The following is a 20,993-nucleotide window of genomic DNA, read 5'->3' as shown; positions in this document are numbered from 1 at the left end:
CGGCCCCATCCGGGTAGCACCACTGAGTGGCTGAGATAACTTCCGAGGTTCTGATCGAGCGACTGGCCGCCTGGGGTGTCGACACCGTGTACGGCATCCCGGGCGACGGCATCAACGGGATCATGGAGGGCCTGCGCCGGCACGCCGACAAGGTCCGGTTCGTACTGGTGCACCACGAGGAGGCGGCCGCGTTCATGGCGGTCGCGCACGCCAAGGCGACCGGGCGGATCGGCGTGTGCCTGGCCACCTCCGGACCGGGCGGCATCCACCTGGCGAACGGGCTGTACGACGCGAAGCTGGACCACGTGCCGGTGCTGGCCATCACCGGGCTGCAGGAGAGCAGCGTGCTGGGCACCGGCTACCAGCAGGAGGTGGCGCTGGACCGGCTGTACGAGGACGTGGCCGAGTACAACCAGGTGGTGATGAACCCGGCGCAGCTGCCGACGGTCGTCGACGTGGCGATCCGGACCGCGTACGCGCGCCGCGGGGTCGCCCACCTGACCGTGCCGAACGACGTGCAGATCGCGCCGGCGCACCAGGACCCGTACCAGTCGGTGGCACCGGTCCGGCCGCCGTCGACGTCGCCGATCTACCTCGCCCCCGCGGTCCGGCCGGCCGACGAGGACCTGCGCCGAGCCGCCGAGATCCTGAACGCCGGCGAGAAGGTGGCGATCCTGGCCGGGATCGGCGCCCGGGGTGCCGGCGCGCTGGTCGAGGAGGCCGCCGCCGCGCTGGACGCGCCGATCGTCAAGTCGCTGATGGGCAAGATGGTGGTTCCGGACGACTCGCCGTACACGATCGGCGGCCTCGGCCTGCTCGGCACCAGACCGGCCGAGGAGCTGATGGAGGAGGCCGACACCCTGCTGATGCTCGGCACCAACTTCCCGTACACCAAGTTCCTGCCCGAGCCGGGCAGGGCGAGGGTGGTCCAGGTCGACATCGAGCCGGCCCGGGCCGGCACCCGGATCCCCACCGAGGTACCGCTGGTCGGCGACGTCGGGGCCACCCTGCGGGCGCTGCTGCCGCTGCTGACCCGCAAGACCGGCACACATCTGAGCGGCTACCGGGAGAGGTACGCGGACTGGCAGCACGCGATGGCGGCCCTGGAGGCGCCCGACCGCGACCCGATCGCCCCGCAGTACCTGGCCCACCTGCTGGACCGGCACGCGGCCGACGACGCGGTGCTGACCTGCGACTCGGGCACCGTCGCCACGTGGGCGGCCCGGCACTGGCAGATCCGCGGCAACCGGGAGTTCTACCTGTCCGGAACGCTCGCGACGATGGCGCCGGGGCTGCCGTACGCGATCGGGATCCAGCACGCGTTCCCCGGCCGGCAGGTGATCGCGTACGTCGGTGACGGCGGGTTCGCGATGCTGATGGCCGAGTTCCACACCGCGGTCCGGTACCGGTTGCCGGTCAAAGTGGTGATCAACAACAACAACGCGCTGGGCCAGATCCTCTGGGAGCAGATGGTGCTCGGCTACCCCGAGCACGGCGTCCGCTTCGGCGAACCGCTGCCGGACTTCGCCGGGTGGGCGTCGGGCAGCGGCGGTCACGGCGTGCGCGTCACCAAGCCCGGCGACCTTCCGGGCGCGCTGCGGGAGGCCCTGGCGTATCCCGGCCCGGCGCTGCTCGACGTGGCGGTCAACCCGGACGAGCCGCCGCTGCCCGGGAAAGTCACCTACGACCAGGCCAAGAAGTTCGCCACCGCGTGGCTCAAGGGCCAGCCGCACAAGTCGTCGATCGCGACGACCCTGTTCAAGGACAAGATCCAGCAGCTGAAGGGCTGAGCCTGTCCGCGCCCGGCACGGCCTCACCCTCGAGGAGCCGGACGCGGCGCCCCACCGCGTGGCGTGCGGCGGGCCGATCGTCAGCGGAGGCGGGCGCGCTCGTCGATGGTGTGCGGCGGGGCGCCGAGGAAGGTGTCCGGGGCGGTGGGGCCGAAGGCGATGCTGACCGTGGTCTGGCTGTAATACCAGCCGGTCTGCTCGGCGTGCCGGTTGTTCAGGTGCCAGCGCAGCCAGTCGCCGCGGCGCAGGGTCAGCACCGGGCGCGGGGCGCGTGCCGGAGCGCCGTGGCCGTTCGGCAGCTGGACGCGCAGGGCGTTGCCGACCAGGCGCAGACCGAACGCGGCGGCCGGGGGCTGCGGGAGGATCGCCTCGCGGGGGACGAAATCCTCGTCCTCGGCGACGGTGATGTCATGGAAGAGCGGCGCGCCGGCCGCCGGCAGCGGGAACGCCTCGGGGACGGCGCTGCGCAGCGCCGCGCCCGGGTTGCCGCGGGACTGCTTGCTCCAGGTGGTCCGGACTCGCTGCACGATGACATCCACAGCCTTCATTTTCGGCCGCCGGACCACGGGGTGAAACCGGTATCCCACGACCCGGGCGACCCCTACGCGGGACCGGTAACCGGCGGCGGGCAGCCGCGGCCGGTCACCTCGCGGCGCGCGGTGAGCAGGACCGGTAGCGCGACGGCGATCTGCAGCAGGCCGGCGGCCAGCAGGGTGGGGCGGGGGCCGGCCAGGGCGATCAGCGGGCCGCCCAGCAGCATGCCGAGCGTGGCCGAGCCGTCGTGCAGGATGCTCTCCGCGGCGAACGCGGCCCGGCGTTCGGCACCCGCGGTGCGGGTGCTGATCAGGGTGTTGGCGGCGGCGATGCCGAAGGGGACGACGGCGCCGCCGATCGCCGCGCAGCCGGCGATGAGTGGGACGGAGCCGGCGGCCGCGGCGATCGCGATGAAGGCCAGACCCAGGATGATCCAGCCGGCGGCGGCGGTGGGCAGGGCCGGGAGCCGGGTGGTGAGCAGCGGGGCGAGCAGGGCACCGGCGATCGATCCGGCCCCGTAACCGGTCATGCCGGCGGCGATCAGCACGCCGGGGCGGCCCGAGCCGGCACCCAGGACGGTCAGGCCGAGGGTGAAGGCGAACCAGACCAGGCCGGCGGCCGCGCTCATCACCAGGACGCGGCGCAGGTCCGGATGACGGCGCCAGACCGCGCGCAGGGACGCCGCCGGTTCCGGTGCGGGCACGGGGGCGGGAACAGAGGCGGCCGCGGGGACGCGGACTCGGGCAGGGGTCGCGGCGCGGGCGGGGGCCGGGTCACCGCGTACGGCCGACAGCAGCGCGGAAGCGACGGCGATGCCGGCGCTTTCGGACCACAGCAAGGCGTTGGTGTGTCCGGCGGCGACCGCCGCGGCGGCCAGCGGCGGGGCGATCACCATGCTGGCCCGGTGCGCCAGGTCCTGCCAGGCCAGGGCCCGGGCCGCGGTGCCGGGGCCGATCCGGTCGGCGAGGTCCGCGGTCAGGGCCTGGCGGGCGGGGCCGGCCACGGCGGCGGCCACTCCGGCGAAGAGGCCTCCGGCGATCAGCGGTACGACGGTGACCCGCCCCAGGAGCGCGGCCACCGGGACGATCAGCAGGCCGGCCGCCTGCGCGGCGAGGGTGACGCTCAGCGATCGCCCGGTGGTGACCCGGCGGCGCAGCGGGCCGGCCCACCAGCCGGCGGTGACCAGCGGCAGGCCGGCCGCGCCGGCGACCAGGCCGGTGCTGCCCGCGGATCCCGTGGCGGCCAGCGCGACCAGTGGCAACGCGACCGCGGTCAGGCGCTGCCCGAACCAGCTGACGAAGGTGGTGAGCAGCAGCGCGGCCAGGTCGCGGTAGTCCCTCATGCCCTCGAGGCTGCCGCCCTCCGGTGACCGTGGGTAGCCGGCAGGGAGTGCCCGGCAGCCATAGGGTGTGCCTATGGGTTCATTGCCGGAGGTGGACGATCTACGCCTGGTGACCGCGATCGCGCGGCTCGGGTCGGTCGGTGCGGCGGCGCGCGAGCTGCTGGTCAGTCAGCCGTCGGCGAGTCAGCGGCTGGCCGCGCTGGAGCGGCGGGTCGGTGAGCGGCTCTTCGACCGGGATCCGACCGGGGCGCGCCCGACCGGGGCGGGGCGAGAGATGGCCGAGCGGGCGGCGCACATCCTGCAGCACCTGGCGACGTTGGTGGAGCAGACCCGGGCGGCGGCGCGCGAGCGACCACTGTCGGTCGGCACGTTCTCCAGCCTGGCGCCGCTGCTGTTCCCGGCGCTGGACCCGCCGGTCACCCAGGTGGCCGACCACGGGGACCGGCTGATCGCCTGGGTGGCCGAGGGGTCGCTGGACGCGGCGGTGGTCGCGATCGCCGAGCAGGTGGTGCTGCCGCCGGGCGTGGTGGCGACCCCGATCGGACGCGACGGGCACGCGATGCTGTTCCCGGCCGGGGTGGCGGGGCCGGGGCGGGGACGGCGGCCGTACCGGGACCGGCAGGTGGTGGTGTACACGTTCGACATGTCCGCCGAGGTGCTGCGGGCGCGGCTGACCACGCTGGGCGCGGCACCGCGGGCCGCGGCGACGGCGGAGACCGCGGTGCGGCTGGCCCGGACGTACCGTCTCCCGGTGTTGCTCCCGGGGTGCCTGGCCCGCATCCACGCGCGCCCGGAGGAGACGGTGACCGCCGCGCCGGTGCGCCACCTGCTGCGGCTCACCCTGGTGACGCCGGGGCCGCCGCCGGCCGCCCTGGACGTCGCGTCGCTCGCCGGGCGACTCGGAATCGGCACATGAACACGTTTCCATTCGCCTCCGTCGGGCAAGAGAAATGACAAGCGACGAAGGAGGATGACGCGACATGGCCGGCAAGGAACACGATGTGAACCGCAGCGCGCGCAGTGGGCGCTTCGTCAAGCAGTCCACCGCGGAGCGCGAACCGCGCACCACGACCACCGAGCGGGTCGGCAAGAACAGCGGCGAGCGTGAGGTGCACCGCAGTACCAGCACCGGCCGCTTCGTCCGGAAGACGACGGCGGAATTGCATCCGTCGACCACCGAGACGCAGCACGTCTGATCGGCGGAAGGGGCGGGAATGTGGGCTCGATCCCACCTTCCCGCCCCTTTCGTTTGCCGGTGATCCCACCGGGGAAATGCCACGGCGTAACCGCACGAAGGAGTGAGACGCGCATGCCCCCACGCAAGCGAACGGTCAGCAACACGAGCCCGAGCTACACCGTGCCGGGCCTCAAGCCCGACGTGGCCGGCGAGATCATCGCGGTGCTGCAGGACCGGTTGAACGCGCTCAACGACCTGGCGCTGACCCTCAAGCACGTGCACTGGAACGTGGTCGGCCCGCACTTCATCGCCGTGCACCAGATGCTCGACCCGCAGGTCGACGCGGTCCGGGTGATGGTGGACGACGTGGCCGAGCGGATCGCCACGCTGGGCGGCTCGCCGGTCGGCACGCCGGGGGCGCTGGTCGCGCAGCGCACCTGGGACGACTACTCGATCGGGCGCGCCGACACGAACTCGCACCTGGCCGCGCTCGACATCGTCTACAGCGGGGTGCTGGAGGCACACCGGGAGGCGATCGAGAAGACCGACGAGCCGGACCCGGTCACCCAGGATCTGCTGATCGCGCAGGCCGGGCAGCTGGAGCAGTTCCACTGGTTCGTCCGGGCGCATCTGGAATCGGCGGACGGGACGCTGGTGACCAGCGGGGTCCGCGACGAGAAGACCGCCGCGAAACGCGCCAAGCGCTGATTGCCGGGCACGAAAGGGCCGCCGAACCGGCGGCCCTTTCGCATTCCCGGGTGATCACAGGATAGGTTTTCCGCCGGTCACCGGAATGATCGCGCCGGAGATGAAGCTGGCCTCGTCCGAGGCGAGCAGCACATAGACCGGCGCCACCTCGGCCGGCTCCCCGGCCCGGCCCAGCGGCGTATTCTTGCCGAATTCCGCGACCTGCTCGGGCGGCATCGTCGACGGGATCAGCGGCGTCCAGATCGGTCCGGGGGCGACCGCGTTCACCCGGATCCCGCGGCTGCCGAGCATCTGCGCCAGCCCCGCGGTGAAGTTGGCTATCGCGCCCTTCGTCGTCGCGTACGGCAGCAGTGTCGGTTTCGGCATGTCGTAGTTCACCGAGCTGGTGTTGATGATCGACGCGCCCTTGCCGAGATGCGGAAGCGCCGCCTTGACCAGCCGGAACATCGCGGTGATATTGGTGTCGAAGGTGTGCTGCCACTCCTCGTCGGTGACCTCCTCGACGCTCTCGTGGGTCATCTGGAACGCCGCGTTGTTGACCAGCACGTCGATCCCGCCGAGGTCGCGCACCGCCTGCTCGACGATCTTCGCGCCCTGCGCCGGGTCGGTGAGGTCGCCGGGCGCCAGCGCCACCCGGCGGCCCGCCGCCTCCACCTGCGCCGCGGTCTCCCGCGCGTCGTCCTGCTCCTGCGGCAGGTAGGAGATCAGCACATCGGCGCCCTCCCGGGCGAACGCGATCGCCACCGCCCGCCCGATACCGCTGTCACCCCCGGTGATCACCGCCTTCTTCCCGATGAGCCGACCCGACCCGCGGTAGGAATCCTCCCCGTGATCCGGCTTGCGGTTCATCAGCCCGGTGTGCCCGGGCGGCTGCTGCTGCCGCTCCTCCGCCTGCCGATCTTCCTTGGTCGTCGTCATGCGCGCCGCATTCCCCGCACCACCCGACCAAAACCACCTCACCGGGAAGCCGCCACCTGCGCAGCAAGCGCCACCGGTCCCCCGCAGCGCGCCCTCACTCCCGCCACGGTGCGCCACCGCAAAGGCCGCCAGGAAAACCATCACCCACCACCATCCGCGCCACCAACCGCGGATCCCACCGCCTCCACCTGGGACGCGACCACCACCATCACACCGCTCGCCGGGCGGCTGCCATGACGGTCCGATATGGCGTAACGGCACACCATCCTCTGCGCGGGGCTTGGCGCGCGAGGCGGTGCGTGCGAGGCGAGGCGAGGCGCGCCGTGCTGCGCGCGAGGCGAGGCGCGGCATGCTGCGCGAGGCGAGGCGCGCCATGCTGCGCGAGGCGAGGCGCGCCATGCTGCGCGAGGCGAGGCGCGCCATGCTGCGCGAGGCGAGGCGAGGCGCGCCGTGGTGTCCACGGGACCAGGCGCGCCGATGTCGGCGAGGCCAAGCGCGCCGGTGTCCGCAGAGCCAAGCGCACGCCGTGATGTCCGCAGCGCTCAGCGCGCGGGTGTGCACGGAGCCCAGCGCGCGGGTGTGCGCGGAGCCCAGCGGGACGGCGGCAACGGCCCGGAAGAGCGGTTCGGCGCGCTGTCAAATGCAACAAAATGCAAACGGGCGTGTTTCTTGTTTGTTAATCGCTGGGCTTCTATGCTCGGTCACACCAGCATAGGAAAGCGCTTTCCTGCATCCCATCCCCAAGGAGCGCCGCATCGTGAAGAGAAACCGCATCATCGCGGCGGCCGGGACCGCCGTCACCGCCGGGGTCATCGCCGTCGCCCTGCCACTCCCCCAGGCGAACGCCGCGACGGCCGGCGCCACCGGTTACGCCGGCCAGAACGGGGGGACCACCGGCGGCGCCGGCGGGGCGGTCGTGCATGCCACCACCGGCACGCAGATCCATCAGGCGCTGTGCAGCCGGGCCACCAGCAGCACCCCGATCGTCATCCAGGTCGAGGGCACCATCAACCACGGCAACACGACCAAGGTCTCCGGCGCCGGCTGCAACACCGCGGCCGACAAGATCGAACTGAAGCAGGTCAGCAACGTGACCATCGTCGGGGTCGGCGCCGGGGCGGTCTTCGACCAGCTGGGCATCCACATCCGGGACTCCAGCAACATCATCATCCAGAACGTGCAGATCCAGAACGTGAAGAAGTCCGGTTCGCCGACCTCGAACGGCGGGGACGCGATCGGGATGGAGAGCACCGTCCGCAACGTCTGGGTGGACCACGTGAACCTGCTGGCCTCCGGCGGTGAGGCCCAGGGGTACGACAGCCTGATCGACATGAAGGACAACACGCAGTACGTGACGCTGTCCTACAGCACCCTGCGGAACTCGGGCCGCGGCGGGCTGGTGGGCTCCAGCGAGAGCGACCTCGGCAACGGCTACATCACGTACCACCATAATCTGTATGAAAATATCGACTCCCGTACGCCGCTGCTGCGGGGCGGCATCGCGCACATCTACAACAACTATTACGTGCGCCTGAACAAGTCCGGGATCAACTCGCGGGCCGGGGCGAAGGCGCGGGTGGACAACAACTACTTCCAGGACTCGCAGAACGTGCTGGGCACCTTCTACACCGACGCGGCCGGATACTGGCAGGTCAGCGGGAACATCTTCGACAATGTGACGTGGACGGCACCGGACGGCGAGACCAACCCGGCCGGCCCGGACCCGGTCTCCAACACCAGCGTGAGCATCCCGTACGCGTACACGCTGGACGCCGCCTCCTGCGTGCCGGCGATCGTGCGGCAGACCGCCGGCGCGAACACCGGGCTGAAGGTGTCCGACGGCAGATGCTCGACCACCTCCCCGAGCGCGACCGGCAGCCCGACGCCGTCCGCCACCACGCCGCCGAGCGGGACGAACCTGAGCCTGGGCGCCGGGGCGGACGGGTCCAGCAAGGCGGGCGGCACCAGTTACGGCAACGTCAAGGACGGCGATGCGGGCACCTACTGGTCGCCGAGCGGGTCGACCGGGGACATCTCGATCAAGTGGGGCTCGGCGACCACGGTTTCCCGGGTGAACGTCCGGGAGATCGGCAGCGCGGTCACGACGTACCGGATCCTCAACGGCGCGACCGGCGCGGTCCTCGCGTCGGGCAGCGGATCCGGTGTGATCACCTTCCCCGCCGTGTCGCTCACCAGGATCACTTTCAAGATCATCACGGCTTCCGGTACGCCGCGGATCGCCGAGTTCGAGACCTACGCGTCCTGAGCGTCAGGCTTCGAGGGTCACGGTGACCAGTGCGATCACGTCGTCGTCCTGCAGGTCCCGGCGCAACCGGGTGACCCGTTCGACCAGCTCGTCGGAGTCGGTCGGGGTCACCCGGACGTTGACCAGCAGCTGGGACGGGCCGACCCAGACCGCGTGCAGGTCACCGACCCGGGCCACCCAGTCCTGCCGGTCCACCCGCTCCCGGATCGGGTCCAGCACGTCGGCCGGGGCGGACTCGTCCAGCAGCAGTGCCTTCGACCGGCGGGCCAGCAGGAACGCGACCACGATCAGCAGCAGGCCGATGGTGATGCTGCCGACCGCGTCCCAGCCGGCCCAGCCGGTCGTCTCGTGCAGGACCAGCGCGGTCAGCGCCACGGCCAGGCCGATCAGGGCGGCGGTGTCCTCCAGGAAGACCGTGGTGGCGCTCGGGTCGGAGGCGTGCCGCAGGTGGTGGCGCATCGACCGGTCCCGCTCGTCGGCCTCCCGGCGCAGCTGCTTGTGCGCGGTGTACCAGGAGTAGCTCTCGAAACCGGCGGCGACGACCAGCACGCCGACGCCCACCCAGAACGAGTCGACCGGCTCCGGGGCCAGCAGGCTGCGCACGCCCTCGCCGATCGACAGCACGCCGCCGATCAGGAAGATGCCGAGCGCGGCCAGGAACGTCCAGAAGTAGCGTTCCTGGCCGTAGCCGAACGGGTGCCGGGCGTCCGGCCCCTTCTGCGACTTGCGCAGCCCGATCAGCAGCAGCACCTCGTTGCCGGTGTCGGCGACCGAGTGCAGGGCCTCCGCCCAGAGGGAGGCCGAACCGGTCAGCAGCGCCGCCACGATCTTCGCGATCGCGATCGCCAGGTTGGCGGCGACCGCCACGATCACGGTCCAGGTGCTGTCGCCCTTCTCCGGGCCCTTGCGCTCATCGTCCACGTCCGACGCGATACCCCCACCGGACGCCGGGCACACCCGGCGATCAGACCCGTTCCACGTGCACGCCGCCGACCAGGCTGAACTTGGTGATCCGACAGGGCGCCGATGACACTATGGACGTTCCCGGCCGGGTACCGCCCCCGATCGTCACGGTTCGACGGTGACGGATGTCAGTGTCGCGGGCCGCCCGGGGAGTACGGTTCCCCTGTGACCGTGGTTGACATTCGCAAAGTGGGTGACCCCGTGCTGCGGCGGGTCGCCGAGCCGGTGACCGACTTCGACGCCGAGCTGGACCGGCTCGTGCGCGACCTGACCGAGACGCTCCTGCGGTCCCACGGGGCCGGGCTCGCCGCCCCGCAGATCGGCGTGAGCCTGCGGGTCTTCGCGATCAATCCCGACCTGCCGGGCAACGACCTGCGGCTCGACCATCTGGTCAACCCGGTGCTGGAGTTCCCCGACGACGAGGAGCAGGACGGGCCGGAGGGCTGCCTGTCGATTCCCGGCATCTACCTGGACACCCGGCGCCGGATGAACGTCAGCGCCCGCGGGTTCACCAAGCAGGGCGACCCGGTGCAGGTGGTCGGCGACGGCATCCTGGCCCGCTGCATGCAGCACGAGACCGACCACCTGGACGGCATCCTGTTCCTCGACCGGCAGGACGAGGCGGGTCGGCAGCGGCTGCTCGCCACGCTGCGCGAGGCGGCCTGGTTCGAGGGCCTGGCGGCGCCCGAGGTGCGGGTCAGCCCGCACTGACCCCAGGCCATTATCCGCGCCCGGTCCCGGACCCGGGCGCAAAGCTAGGACAACGCCCGTGTCCCGGCGCGGCTCTGCTCTACTCGGGGCGCATGCGACTCCCGAACAGAGAGGCTGAAAGGGATGAACAAGGCGAAAGGGCTGCTCATGGCGGCCGCCGGCGTTGTCTCCGGATTCGCCGTGGGTGCCGCGCCGGCCCAGGCCGCGGGGAACCCGCCGCCGGGATTCAACGTCGATGTCGCCGGATACTTCGGCCAGCTGGGCGACTGCCAGTGGACCGGCCAGGCCGGCAAGCTGGTCGGACGCTGGCTGAACTACACCTGTGACCGGGGCGACGGCGTCTACCGTGGGCTGTGGCAGCTGGTGGTGCGCCGGGGCGGCAGCGGTCCGTCGACCGCGGGCCGGCCGGCGTATCCCGGCGCGACCGGGCATCCCGGCGGCCCGGACCTGCCGGGCTGGCCGCACCACGCGGGCGGGCCCGGTCCGCGCGGATGAACGACGGGGGCCGCGGTGCGTGTCCACCGCGGCCCTCCTACCACCTACCGGGTGACTGACCTGGGCTTTTGGCGGCCTCCTGTGATGCGCTGTTCGCACACCGCGTTAAGGAGACCCTGTTGAAGCACCGCCGCACCGCTCTCGTCCCGGTCGTCCTGCTGGCGAGCGCGGGCTGCGGCGTGATCAACAACGCGGACGCCGCGCCGGCGCCGACCGTCGCGCCGACCCCCGCGGTCTCCGCGGCCTCCGTCTCGCCGACCTCCATCAAGGACAACGGCGACATTCCGGATCCTTGTACGCTGTTGTCCAGGGCCGAGGTGACCAGCCTCACCGGTCGCCGGATCACCCAGGTCGACCGGGACGGCGCCGCACCCGGTGACGTCTCCCGCTTCTGCCAATGGCAGCAGGACAGCGGCCAGCTCGCCCTCTTCCTGAGCCGCACCACCGCCGACGACTTCAAGGTCACCGTCGCCGAGGCGCACGACGTCGACGGCGTCGGCCAGGCCGCCTTCACCGCCAACGGCCACCTGTACGTCCTGTACGGCACCGTGCAGGTCGACGTCTACTCCCGCGGCGGCAGCGACGAGCAGAACCTGGGCGACGCCAAGAAGGTCGCCAAGGTTGTGATCCCGCGCATCTGAGGTTGACCTGAATTCGGGTTGAGGTTCTACGGTCCCCGGGTGGATCTGGACACCGAGCCCCGCCTGGACGTCGCCGACCGCATGCGGGGCGCCTTCCGCCGCTACCCGACCGGGGTCGCGGTGATCACCGCGGCCGGCCCGGACGGCCCCGCCGGACTGACCGCGTCGAGCGTCGCCTCGGTCGCGGTCGACCCGCCGGCCCTGTCGTTCTCGGTCCTGGGCACCCGGTCGGCGCGCGCCCTGCTCGACTCCCCCAGCCTGGTGGTGCACCTGCTCGGCGCGCGGCACGCCGGCCTGGCCCGGGAGTTCGCCCATACGGCCGGCGACCGGTTCACCCCGGCGCAGGGCTGGCGCACCCTGCCGACCGGCGAGCCGATCCTGCCCGACGCGGTCGCCGCGCTGCGCTGCGCGCCGATGCACCGGCTCCCGGTCGGCGGCTCCACCCTGGTGGTCGCCACCGTCCTGGAGGTCTTCCACGGACCGGACGACGACCCGCTGATCCACCACGCCCGGGAATTCACGACGCTCGCCCGCGACACGCGGGGCGTACGGTGACTGCGATAAATTTCCGCACATGTCGCACGCCACCACTGAGGAACGGCACGCCACCTGGCTGGAGCTCTTCTTCGACCTGGTCATCGTGGCCGCTGTCGCCCAGCTGGCCCACCTGCTGCACACCGGGCCGGACGGCCGGCAGCTGCTGATCTTCGCGGTGCTGTACTACGCGATGTGGAGCGTGTGGACCGGCTTCACGCTGTACGCCAACGTGGCGGCCACCGGCACCCATCTGCTCACCATGCTGTCCGCGATGTTCGGGATCGCGGTGATGGCCGCGTCGGTGCCGCAGCTGGCCGAGCACGACCGGCCGCAGCCGTTCATCATCGCCTACGTCGCCTGCCGGATGCTCGCCGTCGCCTCATGGAAGCGGTCGAACGAGGTGATGACCGAGTGGCCCGGCGTGCACCAGGCGATCGGCCTGGTCCCGTGGGTCGCCTCGCTCGGCTTCGAGGAACCGGCCCGGTACTGGCTGTGGGTGCTCGGCATCGTCGTCGACCTGGGCTTCACCCTGCGCGCCTCCGGCTCCCCCGACCGGGTGCTGGCCGAACAGATCAGCGACTACGAGCGGGACCAGCGCCGCTGGACGACCCGGCTGGTCCGCCGGATCGCGCCCTGGCACGAGGCCGACCCGGTGCCGTCGGCGGCCGCCGCCGACCGGCCGCACCTGGGCGAACGGCTCGGCCTGTTCGTGATCATCGTGCTCGGCGAGGCGGTCGCGCAGCTGGTCAATGAGGCGGCCGGGACCGAGCAATGGTCGTACGAGATGTGGATCCTGGTGTTGGTCGGTTTCGGTCTCCTCGTCGCGCTGTGGTGGCTCACCCTGCAGTACGGCTCGGCCGCCGCCCCGGTCGCCGGCGCCTGGTCCCGCGCCCTGCGGCTGACCATGCCGGTGCACTACCTGACCACCGCGGCGATCGTGGCGATCGCGGCCGGGCTCGGCGGGATGGCCGCGGCCGGCGACGGTGCGCACGGCGGGTCCGCCGGCCGCTGGCTGCTGTGCGGCGGTGCGGCCGTCTATTTCCTGGTCGGCGGGCCGCTCGGGGTGACCCGCGCGGCCGGCCGCTGGACCGCCGGTTGGGCGCTGCCGTCGGCGGCCGGCGCCGCCCTGCTCGGCGTTCTCGGGGCGCACCTGCCGGCCTGGTCGCTGGTGGCGGGGCTGTTGCTGCTGGCTTTGTGGCAGATCGGCTACCGCCGGCTGACGACCCCGGTCACCCCGGTCGCGACCGAGGCGGCGCCCTAGGTGGCAACGATCGTCTACTATGCGCCGATGACTGCTGCTGCGGTGAACGGGGTGCCGGCTCTGTCCCGCCGGCGGACCGGGGTGTGGGTGCTGTCCGGCGCGCAGTATGCGTTGGCGGCGCTGACCGCCCTGTGTGCCTGCTCGGCGCTGGCGCGGGCCGCGGACTTCGCCGGGCACTGGTACGTGCCCTCCCCCGACGACCGGTACACCGCGAACGCCGACGTGCTGACCGGTTGGACGGGCGGCTATTTCGTGACGTTCTTCCTGCCGGTGGCGCCACTGCTGGCCGGGCTGGGCCTGGCCGTCTCGGTGGCGCTGTTCCTGCAGGGGCACACCGCCGGGCGCCGCGGGCTGACCGCGACGCTGGCCGGGAGCGCGGTGGCCATGCTGCTGGTGCTGGTGGCCGCCGTGTCCCCGGCCGGCATGTCGCTGATCACCTGGCTGATCGACTGACGCCCGTCGGCACTCCGGCTTTCCGCCGGAGAGCCGGCGACGAGCAGGCCGAGGAGATCCGGCCGGCCAGGATCGACACGACACGACGACCAGCATGATCGCCATGGCGCCGGCCGGCCGGCCGGGCTCACCGGGACGCGACGACCAGCATGATCACCGCGATCGCGATGTTGACGACAACCAGGACCGCGGCCGGGCCGAACAGCAGCGCGGTGAACGGCATGGCCAGGAATGCCAGCACGCACGACGCCGCCACGGCGGGCAGCTCGCCGTCTCCGCGCCGCATCCGGCGGGCGAACCCCGGATCGGCGACCGTCAACTCATTCTCGATCTCCGCGAGCGCGCGACGATCCTTCTCTTCCAGCACACCGGCCACCCGATAGACCCGATCCGGCACGAAATATCGTTTGATAAGCCTATAACAGAGGGTGAGCACTGGATCCTCAATCGCAGCCGAGGAGGCTGGATGACCACCGTCGCCGCGAGGCCCACCCCCACACGGCCCCATCCGATCCGCCGGCAGGTGCGAGGATCCGCCCTGGCCCGCATCGTGCGGACCACCGACGCGAAGCAGATCGGGATCATGTACATGATCACGTCGATCATCTTCTACGTGATCGGTGGGATCATGGCGCTGCTGATGCGCGCCGAACTGGCCCGGCCCGGCATGCAGATTCTCTCGCCGGAGCAGTACAACCAGCTGTTCACCATGCACGGCACGGCGATGCTGCTGTTCTTCGCCACCCCGATCGTGTTCGCGTTCGGCAATTTCGTGGTGCCGATCCAAATCGGCGCCCCGGACGTGGCGTTCCCCCGGCTCAACGCGTTCGCGTACTGGCTGTACCTGTTCGGCACGCTGATCGCGATCAGCGGCTTCATCACCCCCGGCGGGGCGGCCGACTTCGGGTGGTTCGCCTACACCCCGCTGAGCGACTCGCTGCACTCCCCCGGGATCGGCGGGAACTGCTGGGTGGTCGGCCTGGCCATCTCCGGTCTGGGCACGATCCTCGGCTCGGTCAACCTGATCACCACGATCCTGACCCTGCGGGCACCCGGCATGACCATGTTCCGGATGCCGATCATGACCTGGAACATGCTGGTCACCGCACTGCTGGCGATCATGGTGTTCCCGTTCCTGGCGGCCGCGCTGTTCGCCCTGGCCGCCGACCGCGTCCTCGGCGCGCACGTCTTCGACGTGGCCACCGGCGGCCCGATGCTCTGGCAGCACCTGTTCTGGTTCTTCGGCCACCCCGAGGTGTACATCATCGCCCTGCCGTTCTTCGGCATCATCACCGAGGTCATCCCGGTGTTCAGCCGCAAGCCGCTGTTCGGCTACAAGGGCCTGGTCGCCGCCACCATCGCGATCGCCGCCCTGTCGATGAGCGTCTGGGCACACCACATGTACGCCACCGGCCAGGTGCTGCTGCCGTTCTTCAGCTTCCTCACCTTCATGATCGGCGTGCCGACCGGGATGAAGTTCTTCACCTGGATCGGCACCATGTGGCGTGGCCAGATCAGTTTCGAGACGCCGATGCTGTTCGCGGTCGGCTTCCTGGTCACCTTCCTGTTCGGCGGCCTGTCCGGGATCATCCTGGCCTCCCCGCCGATGGACTTCCACGTCTCCGACTCGTACTTCGTGGTGGCGCACTTCCACTACGTGCTGTTCGGCACGATCGTGTTCGCCGTGTTCTCCGGCATCTACTTCTGGTTCCCGAAGATGTTCGGCCGGATGCTCGACGAGCGCCTCGGCAAGGTGCACTTCTGGCTCACCATGATCGGTTTCCACACCACGTTCCTGGTCCAGCACTGGCTCGGCACCCGCGGCATGCCGCGCCGCTACGCCGACTTTCTGCCCACCGACGGCTTCACCGGCCTGAACACGATCTCCTCGATCGGCTCGTTCATCCTGGGCGCCGCCACCCTGCCGTTCCTCTACAACGTGTGGCGCTCGTACAAGGTCGGCAAGGTCGTCACCGAGGACGACCCGTGGGGCCACGGCAACTCCCTCGAATGGGCCACCAGCAGCCCGCCGCCGCTGCGCAACTTCGACCGGATGCCCCGGATCCGCTCCGAACGGCCCGCCTTCGACCTGAAATACCCGCACCTCGCGGCCGGCGAGCAGTCGCTGGCCGGTCCGCCGGAGGGCGGGGCACGCCCGCTGACCCGGGAATCGGACGGCGGCGCGACCTACGCCGAGGACATCGCCGCCGACCGGGACCGCAAGCGGAAACGCTGACCGCTGTCGCTGACGACCGCTGCCCACGCCGACTTCCGGCGTGGGCAGCGGTCGTCAGCGGAGCCGGCCAAGGCCGCACCGGTGATCGCCGTCAAGGGGAACACCCGCTCCGAGTCCTCGGTGAACGCCACCGGCTCGCCGGTCGACTCCCGATACAGCCGCGTAGTGGTCTCCGGCGAACGGGTCACCAGTTCGTGGCGCCAGGCACCCGCGGCCACGGCGTCGTCCACGGTTTGATCAGGTAGGCGATGCCGCCGCTGCCGTTGGTCACGGTCCCGTCCGCGCGGTGCCGCCGGGTCCGCTGCCAGATCCGCTCGAACTGCTCCCGCCGGTAGACATGGCGCACCCGTTCGTCCGAAGCGGACGCCGGGTCGTTGACGATCACGTCGCCGGTGGTGGTGAAGCCGATGATCACCATGAGGTGCCCGGCGGTGCCGTAACCCGCCCCGTCCAGCTCCGCCGGCAGGAACGACTGGGAGGTGATCACCGGGATCCCGGCCGCGATGAAATGCTCGGCGTCGTCGAGGGAGTGCAGCCGGGTGACGATCGCCTCCAGGTCGAAACCGGCGGCGTAGGCGGTGTTGAACGGCCAGTTGCCGGTGCCGTCGTAGGCGACGTCGTAGGTGTGCCGGGCCGCGTTGTCGACCTGCGGATCGGCGTAGGACGGATCGACCCAGGCCAGGTCCGCCCGGCTCGGCCCACGATGCCAGTATTCCACCACCATCGCCGTCGAGGTGGGCGAGCACCACGCCTCCCCGCCCCCGTTGTACTGCGGATACTGCCCGGCATGGATCTTCTGTGAGCGGCGCGGCACCGCCAGTTCCCGCCCCCACGCGAGGTGGCCGTCGCTGCGCCGCACCTCGAATCGCGGCGGTACGTCGGAGACCATCGCCCCCACCTCCCGGACCTCCGGCAGCACCGCGGAGCCCGGGGCGGTGAAAGCGGTGAGCCGCAGCTGGTAGTCGGCGAGCAGCACCCCGCGGGCCGGGTCGGTGATCGTGAAGGTGTCGGTGTCGATCGACGAGTACGGATCGTGCTGCCCGCGCACCGAGGTACGCCTGATCGCCTCCTCACCCGACGCCCAGCGGCCCATCACGTACCAGGGCGTCTTCTGCCCGTTGGTGTAGGTCCCCCGCATGTCGACCTGCAACCAGGTACCGGCCGGAGTCCGCGCGTCCCACGAGGCGACCAGCTGGGAGGCGCCGAAACCGATCCGGTGCACCGGCCCGGTCCAGCTCGCCGACTCCCAGGCCCGGCCGGCGTAGGTGGTGCGCCCGGCCGGTCGCGGCCAGGCCGGCAGCGCCGTCCACCGGGTGTAGGCGATCTTCTCATCGTGCGCGGGCGCCGCCGGGGACAGGGCCAGGGCGGCGCCGAGCATCGCCGTCAGGATCTTCACAGGTGAACGCTGACCAGCCGGCCCGGCACGCACCGGGTTTTCGGCCGGGGTGCACCCGAACGAAGTCAGAGGAGCTTGGCGATCCGGGTGACGCCCTCGACCAGGTCGTCGTCGCCCAGCGCGTACGAGAACCGGAAGTAGCCGGGCATGCCGAACGCCTCCCCCGGCACGACCGCCACCTCCGCCTCCTCCAGGATGAGCGTGGCCAGCTCGGCGGAGGTCTGCGGGCGGCGGCCGCGCAGCTCCCGCCCGAGCAGGCCGCGGACCGACGGGAAGACGTAGAACGCGCCCTGCGGCTCGGGGCAGACCACGCCGGGGATGTCGTTGAGCATCCCGACGATGGTGCGCCGGCGCCGGTCGAACGCCGAGCGCATCCGCTCGGCCGCGTCCAGGCCGCCGGTGAGCGCGGCCAGCGCGGCGGCCTGCGCGACGTTGCCCACATGCGACGTGAGGTGCGACTGCAGATTGGCGGCGGCGTCGATCAGGTCACGCGGGCCGGTCATCCAGCCGACCCGCCAGCCGGTCATCGCGAACGTCTTCGACACGCCGCTGAGCACCAGCGTCCGGTCGGCGAGCGCGGGCACCAGCGCCGGCAGCGAATGGAATTGCGCGTCACCGTAGACCAGGTGCTGATAGATCTCGTCGGTGACGACGAAGAGATTGTTCTGTACGGCCCACTGCCCGATCTCCGCCAGTTGTTGCCGGGAATGGACGGCGCCGGTCGGATTGGACGGGGAGCAGACCAGCAACACCCGGGTGCGCGGGGTGCGGGCCGCCGCCAACTTATCGACGGTGACCAGGTAACCGGTGGACTCGTCGGCCGGCACATCGACCGGCACGCCGCCGGCCAGCCGGATCGCCTCCGGGTAGGTGGTCCAGTAGGGTGCCGGCACCAGCACCTCGTCACCCGGGTCGAGAATCGTGGCGAACGCCTGGTAGACAGCCTGCTTGCCGCCGTTGGTGACGAGCACCCGGTCGGCGGTCAGCGGCAACGGGGAAGCTTGCGCGATCGCCTCGCGCAGCGCGGGCTGCCCGGCGGTCGGACTGTAGCGGTGCGACTCCGGGCGCCGGCACGCCCGGGCGGCGGCCTCGACGATGTGCTCCGAGGTGGGGAAATCGGGCTCGCCGGCACCGAACCCGATGACCGGGCGACCGGCGGCCCGCAACGCCTTCGCCCTGGCGTCGACGGCCAGGGTGGCGGATTCGGCAATGGCGGAAACTCGCTGAGAAATGCGGCGCATGACAGAATCCTTTCAGCGCCGCGGATCCTCGTACAACCGATATGATTTGCCGCCGGCGTCCTTTCCCGCCGCAAATCTTCCCGGCCGGTAATCTCACGGCATGGGCGAGCTGATCGAGGTACGGCCGGGGATTCACGCCTGGCTGCAGGCCGACGGGTCGTGGTGGCTGAACAACGCGGGCGCGGTCAGCACCGCGGACGGGCAGCTCGTGGTCGACACGTGCGCGACCGAGACGCGGGCGCGGCGGTTCCTGGAGACACTGCGGGCGGCGACCGGGCAGGCGCCGAAACTCGCGGTCAACACCCACCAGCACGGCGATCACACGTACGGCAACTGCCTGCTGCCCGCCGCAACCGTGCTGATCGGGCAGGAGAACATGCGCGAAGGGCTGCGGGTCGATCCGATCATCGACGGCTGCCCGCCGTTCTGGTCGCCGGTGCCGGACTGGGGTGACGTCACCCGGCGGCTGCCCGACCTGACCGTCACCGGCGCGATGACCGTGCACCTCGGCGACCGGCGGATCGAGCTGCGGCACCCGGGCGGGCCCGCGCACACCACCGGCGACCTGATCGCCTGGGTGCCCGACGCCCGCGTGCTGTTCACCGGCGACCTGGTCTTCGCCGGGCTGACCCCGCTCGTCTTCATGGGCTCGGTGACCGGCGCGCTGGCCGCCGTCGACTGGCTGGCCGGCCTCGCACCGGAAGTGATCGTCCCCGGGCACGGGCCGATCCTGGAGGGTGCCGACATCGCCCGGGTCCTCGACGAACACCGTCGCTACTACCACCTCGTCCTGGACGCCGGCGCGGCCGGCATCGCCGACGGCCGGCCGCCGCTGGACGCGGCCCGCGCCGTCGACCTGGGAGAATTCGCCGGCTGGGCGGACGCCGAACGGCTGGTGCTCAACCTGCACCGGTACTACGCCGACCACCACGGGACCGACCTCGACCTGATCGCCGCGTTCAGCGACGCGGTCGCCTACCACGGCGGGCCGCTGCCCACCCGGGTATGAGGGCGCTCAGCTTCGGCCCGGCCGCGGCCGCCTACGAACGCTACCGCCCCGGCTATCCGGGCGAGCTGTCCGACGTGATCGCCGCCTGTGCGGATGGTCCGATCCGGACGGCACTGGAGATCGACGCGGGCACCGGCAAAGCCACCCGCCTGGTCGCCGGGCGGGGTGGTGGCGAACTTCGGCAGCCCCCTCCGGCCGGCCGACCCGGGCGTGCAGGAGGCGGTGCGAGCGGCGCGGGCGCCGTCCGTGGCGACGCACGAGATCCCGTCGCCGACGGCACCGGGGTCGAGGTCGCCCGACCTTCGCTGCTTCACCCTGCCTCCGGGTGGTTGAGGATTTACGCGGTGTGATGTTCGCCCGATTGACGTCATGACATCTACGCTTAATTCTGGACAAGTCCGATCCCCCGGAATGCCTTGCCGCGCCGCTCTCCTCCGGCGCCAGGGCGAAGGAGTCCGCCTGATGTCCTACGCGCTCGACGACGCCACCATGCACGCTCTCTGCGCTGTGGCGCTGCGCCAGCACCCCTCCGCCAACCGCTTCGTCGCCCTCGCGCTCAGCCACGATGACCCGCTGGCCGACGTGGCGCGGACCGTGGAGCGGGTGGTCTTCGAGGAGTCGTTCCAGCTCGGCGAGACCGCGATGGTCGCCGAGTACACCGCATACGAGGAGCAGAGCTACTTCTTCCTGGTGCTCGACCGGGAGACCGGCATGCCGGCCGGCGCCGCGCGGGCGATCGAGGGTGGCGGGAAGACGCTGGATGACGCGCCCGACCTGATCGGCAAGCCGCTGTCCGAGATCGTCGACGTGCACGGCATGCACGACGGCGGCAAGATCTGGGACTACGCGACGCTCGCGGTGCTGCCCCGGTACCGCTCGGACCGCAGCGGGCTGACCGTCAGCGTGATGCTCTACCGCGCGTTCATCAACGCCGGGCACCGCTGGCAGGTGCGGCACGTGGTCTGCATGCTCGACCAGGCCGCGTTCCGCAACCTGGACATGCTGGGCTGCCGGTTCATCCCGATGGCCGGGTCCGAGCCGTTCGAATACCTGGGTTCGGCCGCCAACCGGGCGCTGTACATCCCGTTCGACGAGATCGCCCGGTCGATGGGCGACAAGGCGGAGCTGCTGCTCAGCGAGCTGAACGCGCCCGACGAGAACGGCCGGCGGCGGCCCGGAGCGCGGCGGATCACCGCCCGCCTGGCCGGGCAGGTGTCCTCCGGGGAGGACCTCGACCCGCACATCGAGCTGCCGGGCTTCGAGCGGCGCCGTCAGCCGCGGCGCTGAGCGGTGCGTGGCCGGCCGGGACGTGATC

22 protein-coding genes are annotated in these 20,993 nt (G+C 71.4%); 15 read left to right on the top strand and 7 right to left on the bottom strand.

Going from position 1 to position 20,993, the window contains the following annotated elements; all coding sequences use genetic code 11:
• The first annotated feature begins 26 nt into the window (after nucleotides 1-26).
• Nucleotides 27-1,790 carry a thiamine pyrophosphate-dependent enzyme gene (locus tag ACSP50_RS14435; RefSeq protein ID WP_014689661.1) on the top strand — a complete coding sequence of 588 codons (1,764 nt, stop codon included), beginning with the start codon at nucleotides 27-29 and terminating at the stop codon, nucleotides 1,788-1,790.
• Nucleotides 1,791-1,870: 80 nt separating this feature from the next.
• Here the strand turns inward: ACSP50_RS14435 and ACSP50_RS14430 are convergent, their stop codons facing one another.
• Together ACSP50_RS14430 and ACSP50_RS14425 are read right to left on the bottom strand one after the other, a co-directional pair.
• A complete protein-coding gene (locus ACSP50_RS14430; protein ID WP_052311568.1) occupies nucleotides 1,871-2,329 on the bottom strand; it encodes a hypothetical protein in 459 nt (152 codons plus the stop codon).
• A gap of 62 nt (nucleotides 2,330-2,391) precedes the next feature.
• Nucleotides 2,392-3,666 carry an MFS transporter gene (locus ACSP50_RS14425; protein WP_014689663.1) on the bottom strand — a complete coding sequence of 425 codons (1,275 nt, stop codon included), beginning with the start codon at nucleotides 3,664-3,666 and terminating at the stop codon, nucleotides 2,392-2,394.
• Between the two features lie 73 nt (nucleotides 3,667-3,739).
• On the opposite strand from ACSP50_RS14425, the gene ACSP50_RS14420 reads away from it, so the two are divergent.
• From ACSP50_RS14420 to ACSP50_RS14410, 3 genes are all read left to right on the top strand, one after another.
• On the top strand, nucleotides 3,740-4,582 hold the full coding sequence (locus tag ACSP50_RS14420) for a LysR family transcriptional regulator (RefSeq protein ID WP_014689664.1): 843 nt from the start codon (nucleotides 3,740-3,742) through the stop codon (nucleotides 4,580-4,582).
• 64 nt (nucleotides 4,583-4,646) lie between these two features.
• Nucleotides 4,647-4,862: a hypothetical protein gene (locus tag ACSP50_RS14415; protein WP_014689665.1), complete on the top strand. Its 216-nt coding sequence runs from the start codon at nucleotides 4,647-4,649 to the stop codon at nucleotides 4,860-4,862.
• A 113-nt stretch (nucleotides 4,863-4,975) separates the two neighbouring features.
• On the top strand, nucleotides 4,976-5,551 hold the full coding sequence (locus ACSP50_RS14410; protein WP_014689666.1) for a Dps family protein: 576 nt from the start codon (nucleotides 4,976-4,978) through the stop codon (nucleotides 5,549-5,551).
• Nucleotides 5,552-5,605: 54 nt separating this feature from the next.
• On the opposite strand, the gene ACSP50_RS14405 is transcribed toward ACSP50_RS14410, so the two are convergent.
• A complete protein-coding gene (locus tag ACSP50_RS14405; RefSeq protein ID WP_014689667.1) occupies nucleotides 5,606-6,469 on the bottom strand; it encodes an SDR family oxidoreductase in 864 nt (287 codons plus the stop codon).
• Nucleotides 6,470-7,226: 757 nt separating this feature from the next.
• Here ACSP50_RS14405 and ACSP50_RS14400 point away from each other — a divergent pair.
• Nucleotides 7,227-8,735, top strand: a complete 1,509-nt coding sequence (locus ACSP50_RS14400; protein WP_014689668.1) for a polysaccharide lyase family 1 protein — start codon at nucleotides 7,227-7,229, stop codon at nucleotides 8,733-8,735.
• Between the two features lie 3 nt (nucleotides 8,736-8,738).
• Here the strand turns inward: ACSP50_RS14400 and ACSP50_RS14395 are convergent, their stop codons facing one another.
• Nucleotides 8,739-9,656: a cation diffusion facilitator family transporter gene (locus tag ACSP50_RS14395; protein WP_014689669.1), complete on the bottom strand. Its 918-nt coding sequence runs from the start codon at nucleotides 9,654-9,656 to the stop codon at nucleotides 8,739-8,741.
• 207 nt (nucleotides 9,657-9,863) lie between these two features.
• Here ACSP50_RS14395 and def point away from each other — a divergent pair, with 207 nt between their 5' ends.
• From def to ACSP50_RS14365, 6 genes are all read left to right on the top strand, one after another.
• Nucleotides 9,864-10,409, top strand: coding sequence for a peptide deformylase (gene def, locus ACSP50_RS14390; RefSeq protein WP_043511352.1), 546 nt, complete (start codon nucleotides 9,864-9,866; stop codon nucleotides 10,407-10,409).
• Between the two features lie 123 nt (nucleotides 10,410-10,532).
• Nucleotides 10,533-10,904, top strand: coding sequence for a hypothetical protein (locus ACSP50_RS14385; protein ID WP_014689671.1), 372 nt, complete (start codon nucleotides 10,533-10,535; stop codon nucleotides 10,902-10,904).
• A gap of 119 nt (nucleotides 10,905-11,023) precedes the next feature.
• Nucleotides 11,024-11,545 (top strand): DUF3558 family protein, encoded by a 522-nt coding sequence (locus ACSP50_RS14380; protein WP_014689672.1) that lies wholly within the window; start codon nucleotides 11,024-11,026, stop codon nucleotides 11,543-11,545.
• Nucleotides 11,546-11,584: 39 nt separating this feature from the next.
• Complete coding sequence (locus ACSP50_RS14375; protein WP_014689673.1) at nucleotides 11,585-12,100, top strand: flavin reductase family protein; 516 nt, start codon at nucleotides 11,585-11,587, stop codon at nucleotides 12,098-12,100.
• A 19-nt stretch (nucleotides 12,101-12,119) separates the two neighbouring features.
• Nucleotides 12,120-13,343, top strand: a complete 1,224-nt coding sequence (locus tag ACSP50_RS14370) for a low temperature requirement protein A (protein ID WP_014689674.1) — start codon at nucleotides 12,120-12,122, stop codon at nucleotides 13,341-13,343.
• Between the two features lie 27 nt (nucleotides 13,344-13,370).
• Entirely contained in the window at nucleotides 13,371-13,796 is a 426-nt protein-coding gene (locus ACSP50_RS14365) for a hypothetical protein (protein ID WP_155123502.1), read from the top strand.
• A gap of 127 nt (nucleotides 13,797-13,923) precedes the next feature.
• On the opposite strand, the gene ACSP50_RS14360 is transcribed toward ACSP50_RS14365, so the two are convergent.
• Nucleotides 13,924-14,172, bottom strand: coding sequence for a DUF3040 domain-containing protein (locus ACSP50_RS14360; RefSeq protein WP_157432776.1), 249 nt, complete (start codon nucleotides 14,170-14,172; stop codon nucleotides 13,924-13,926).
• A 90-nt stretch (nucleotides 14,173-14,262) separates the two neighbouring features.
• On the opposite strand from ACSP50_RS14360, the gene ctaD reads away from it, so the two are divergent.
• Nucleotides 14,263-16,032, top strand: coding sequence for a cytochrome c oxidase subunit I (gene ctaD, locus ACSP50_RS14355; RefSeq protein ID WP_014689677.1), 1,770 nt, complete (start codon nucleotides 14,263-14,265; stop codon nucleotides 16,030-16,032).
• A 184-nt stretch (nucleotides 16,033-16,216) separates the two neighbouring features.
• On the opposite strand, the gene ACSP50_RS14345 is transcribed toward ctaD, so the two are convergent.
• Together ACSP50_RS14345 and ACSP50_RS14340 are read right to left on the bottom strand one after the other, a co-directional pair.
• Nucleotides 16,217-17,428, bottom strand: coding sequence for a peptidase C39 family protein (locus tag ACSP50_RS14345; RefSeq protein ID WP_231956933.1), 1,212 nt, complete (start codon nucleotides 17,426-17,428; stop codon nucleotides 16,217-16,219).
• 65 nt (nucleotides 17,429-17,493) lie between these two features.
• On the bottom strand, nucleotides 17,494-18,669 hold the full coding sequence (locus ACSP50_RS14340; protein WP_014689680.1) for a pyridoxal phosphate-dependent aminotransferase: 1,176 nt from the start codon (nucleotides 18,667-18,669) through the stop codon (nucleotides 17,494-17,496).
• 100 nt (nucleotides 18,670-18,769) lie between these two features.
• On the opposite strand from ACSP50_RS14340, the gene ACSP50_RS14335 reads away from it, so the two are divergent.
• The 3 genes from ACSP50_RS14335 (at nucleotide 18,770) to ACSP50_RS14325 (ending at nucleotide 20,965) form a co-directional block, all read left to right on the top strand.
• Nucleotides 18,770-19,678, top strand: coding sequence for an MBL fold metallo-hydrolase (locus ACSP50_RS14335; RefSeq protein ID WP_014689681.1), 909 nt, complete (start codon nucleotides 18,770-18,772; stop codon nucleotides 19,676-19,678).
• Nucleotides 19,675-20,028: a hypothetical protein gene (locus tag ACSP50_RS14330; RefSeq protein ID WP_014689682.1), complete on the top strand. Its 354-nt coding sequence runs from the start codon at nucleotides 19,675-19,677 to the stop codon at nucleotides 20,026-20,028. Before ACSP50_RS14335 ends, ACSP50_RS14330 begins: the two co-directional genes overlap by 4 nt.
• Nucleotides 20,029-20,140: 112 nt before the next feature.
• Nucleotides 20,141-20,965: a hypothetical protein gene (locus tag ACSP50_RS14325; RefSeq protein ID WP_014689683.1), complete on the top strand. Its 825-nt coding sequence runs from the start codon at nucleotides 20,141-20,143 to the stop codon at nucleotides 20,963-20,965.
• Nucleotides 20,966-20,993: the final 28 nt, after the last annotated feature.

Origin of the sequence: Actinoplanes sp. SE50/110 (genome assembly GCF_900119315.1) — a bacterium.
Lineage (GTDB): Bacteria > Actinomycetota > Actinomycetes > Mycobacteriales > Micromonosporaceae > Actinoplanes.
This window is presented reverse-complemented; position numbering and strand designations above follow the sequence as displayed.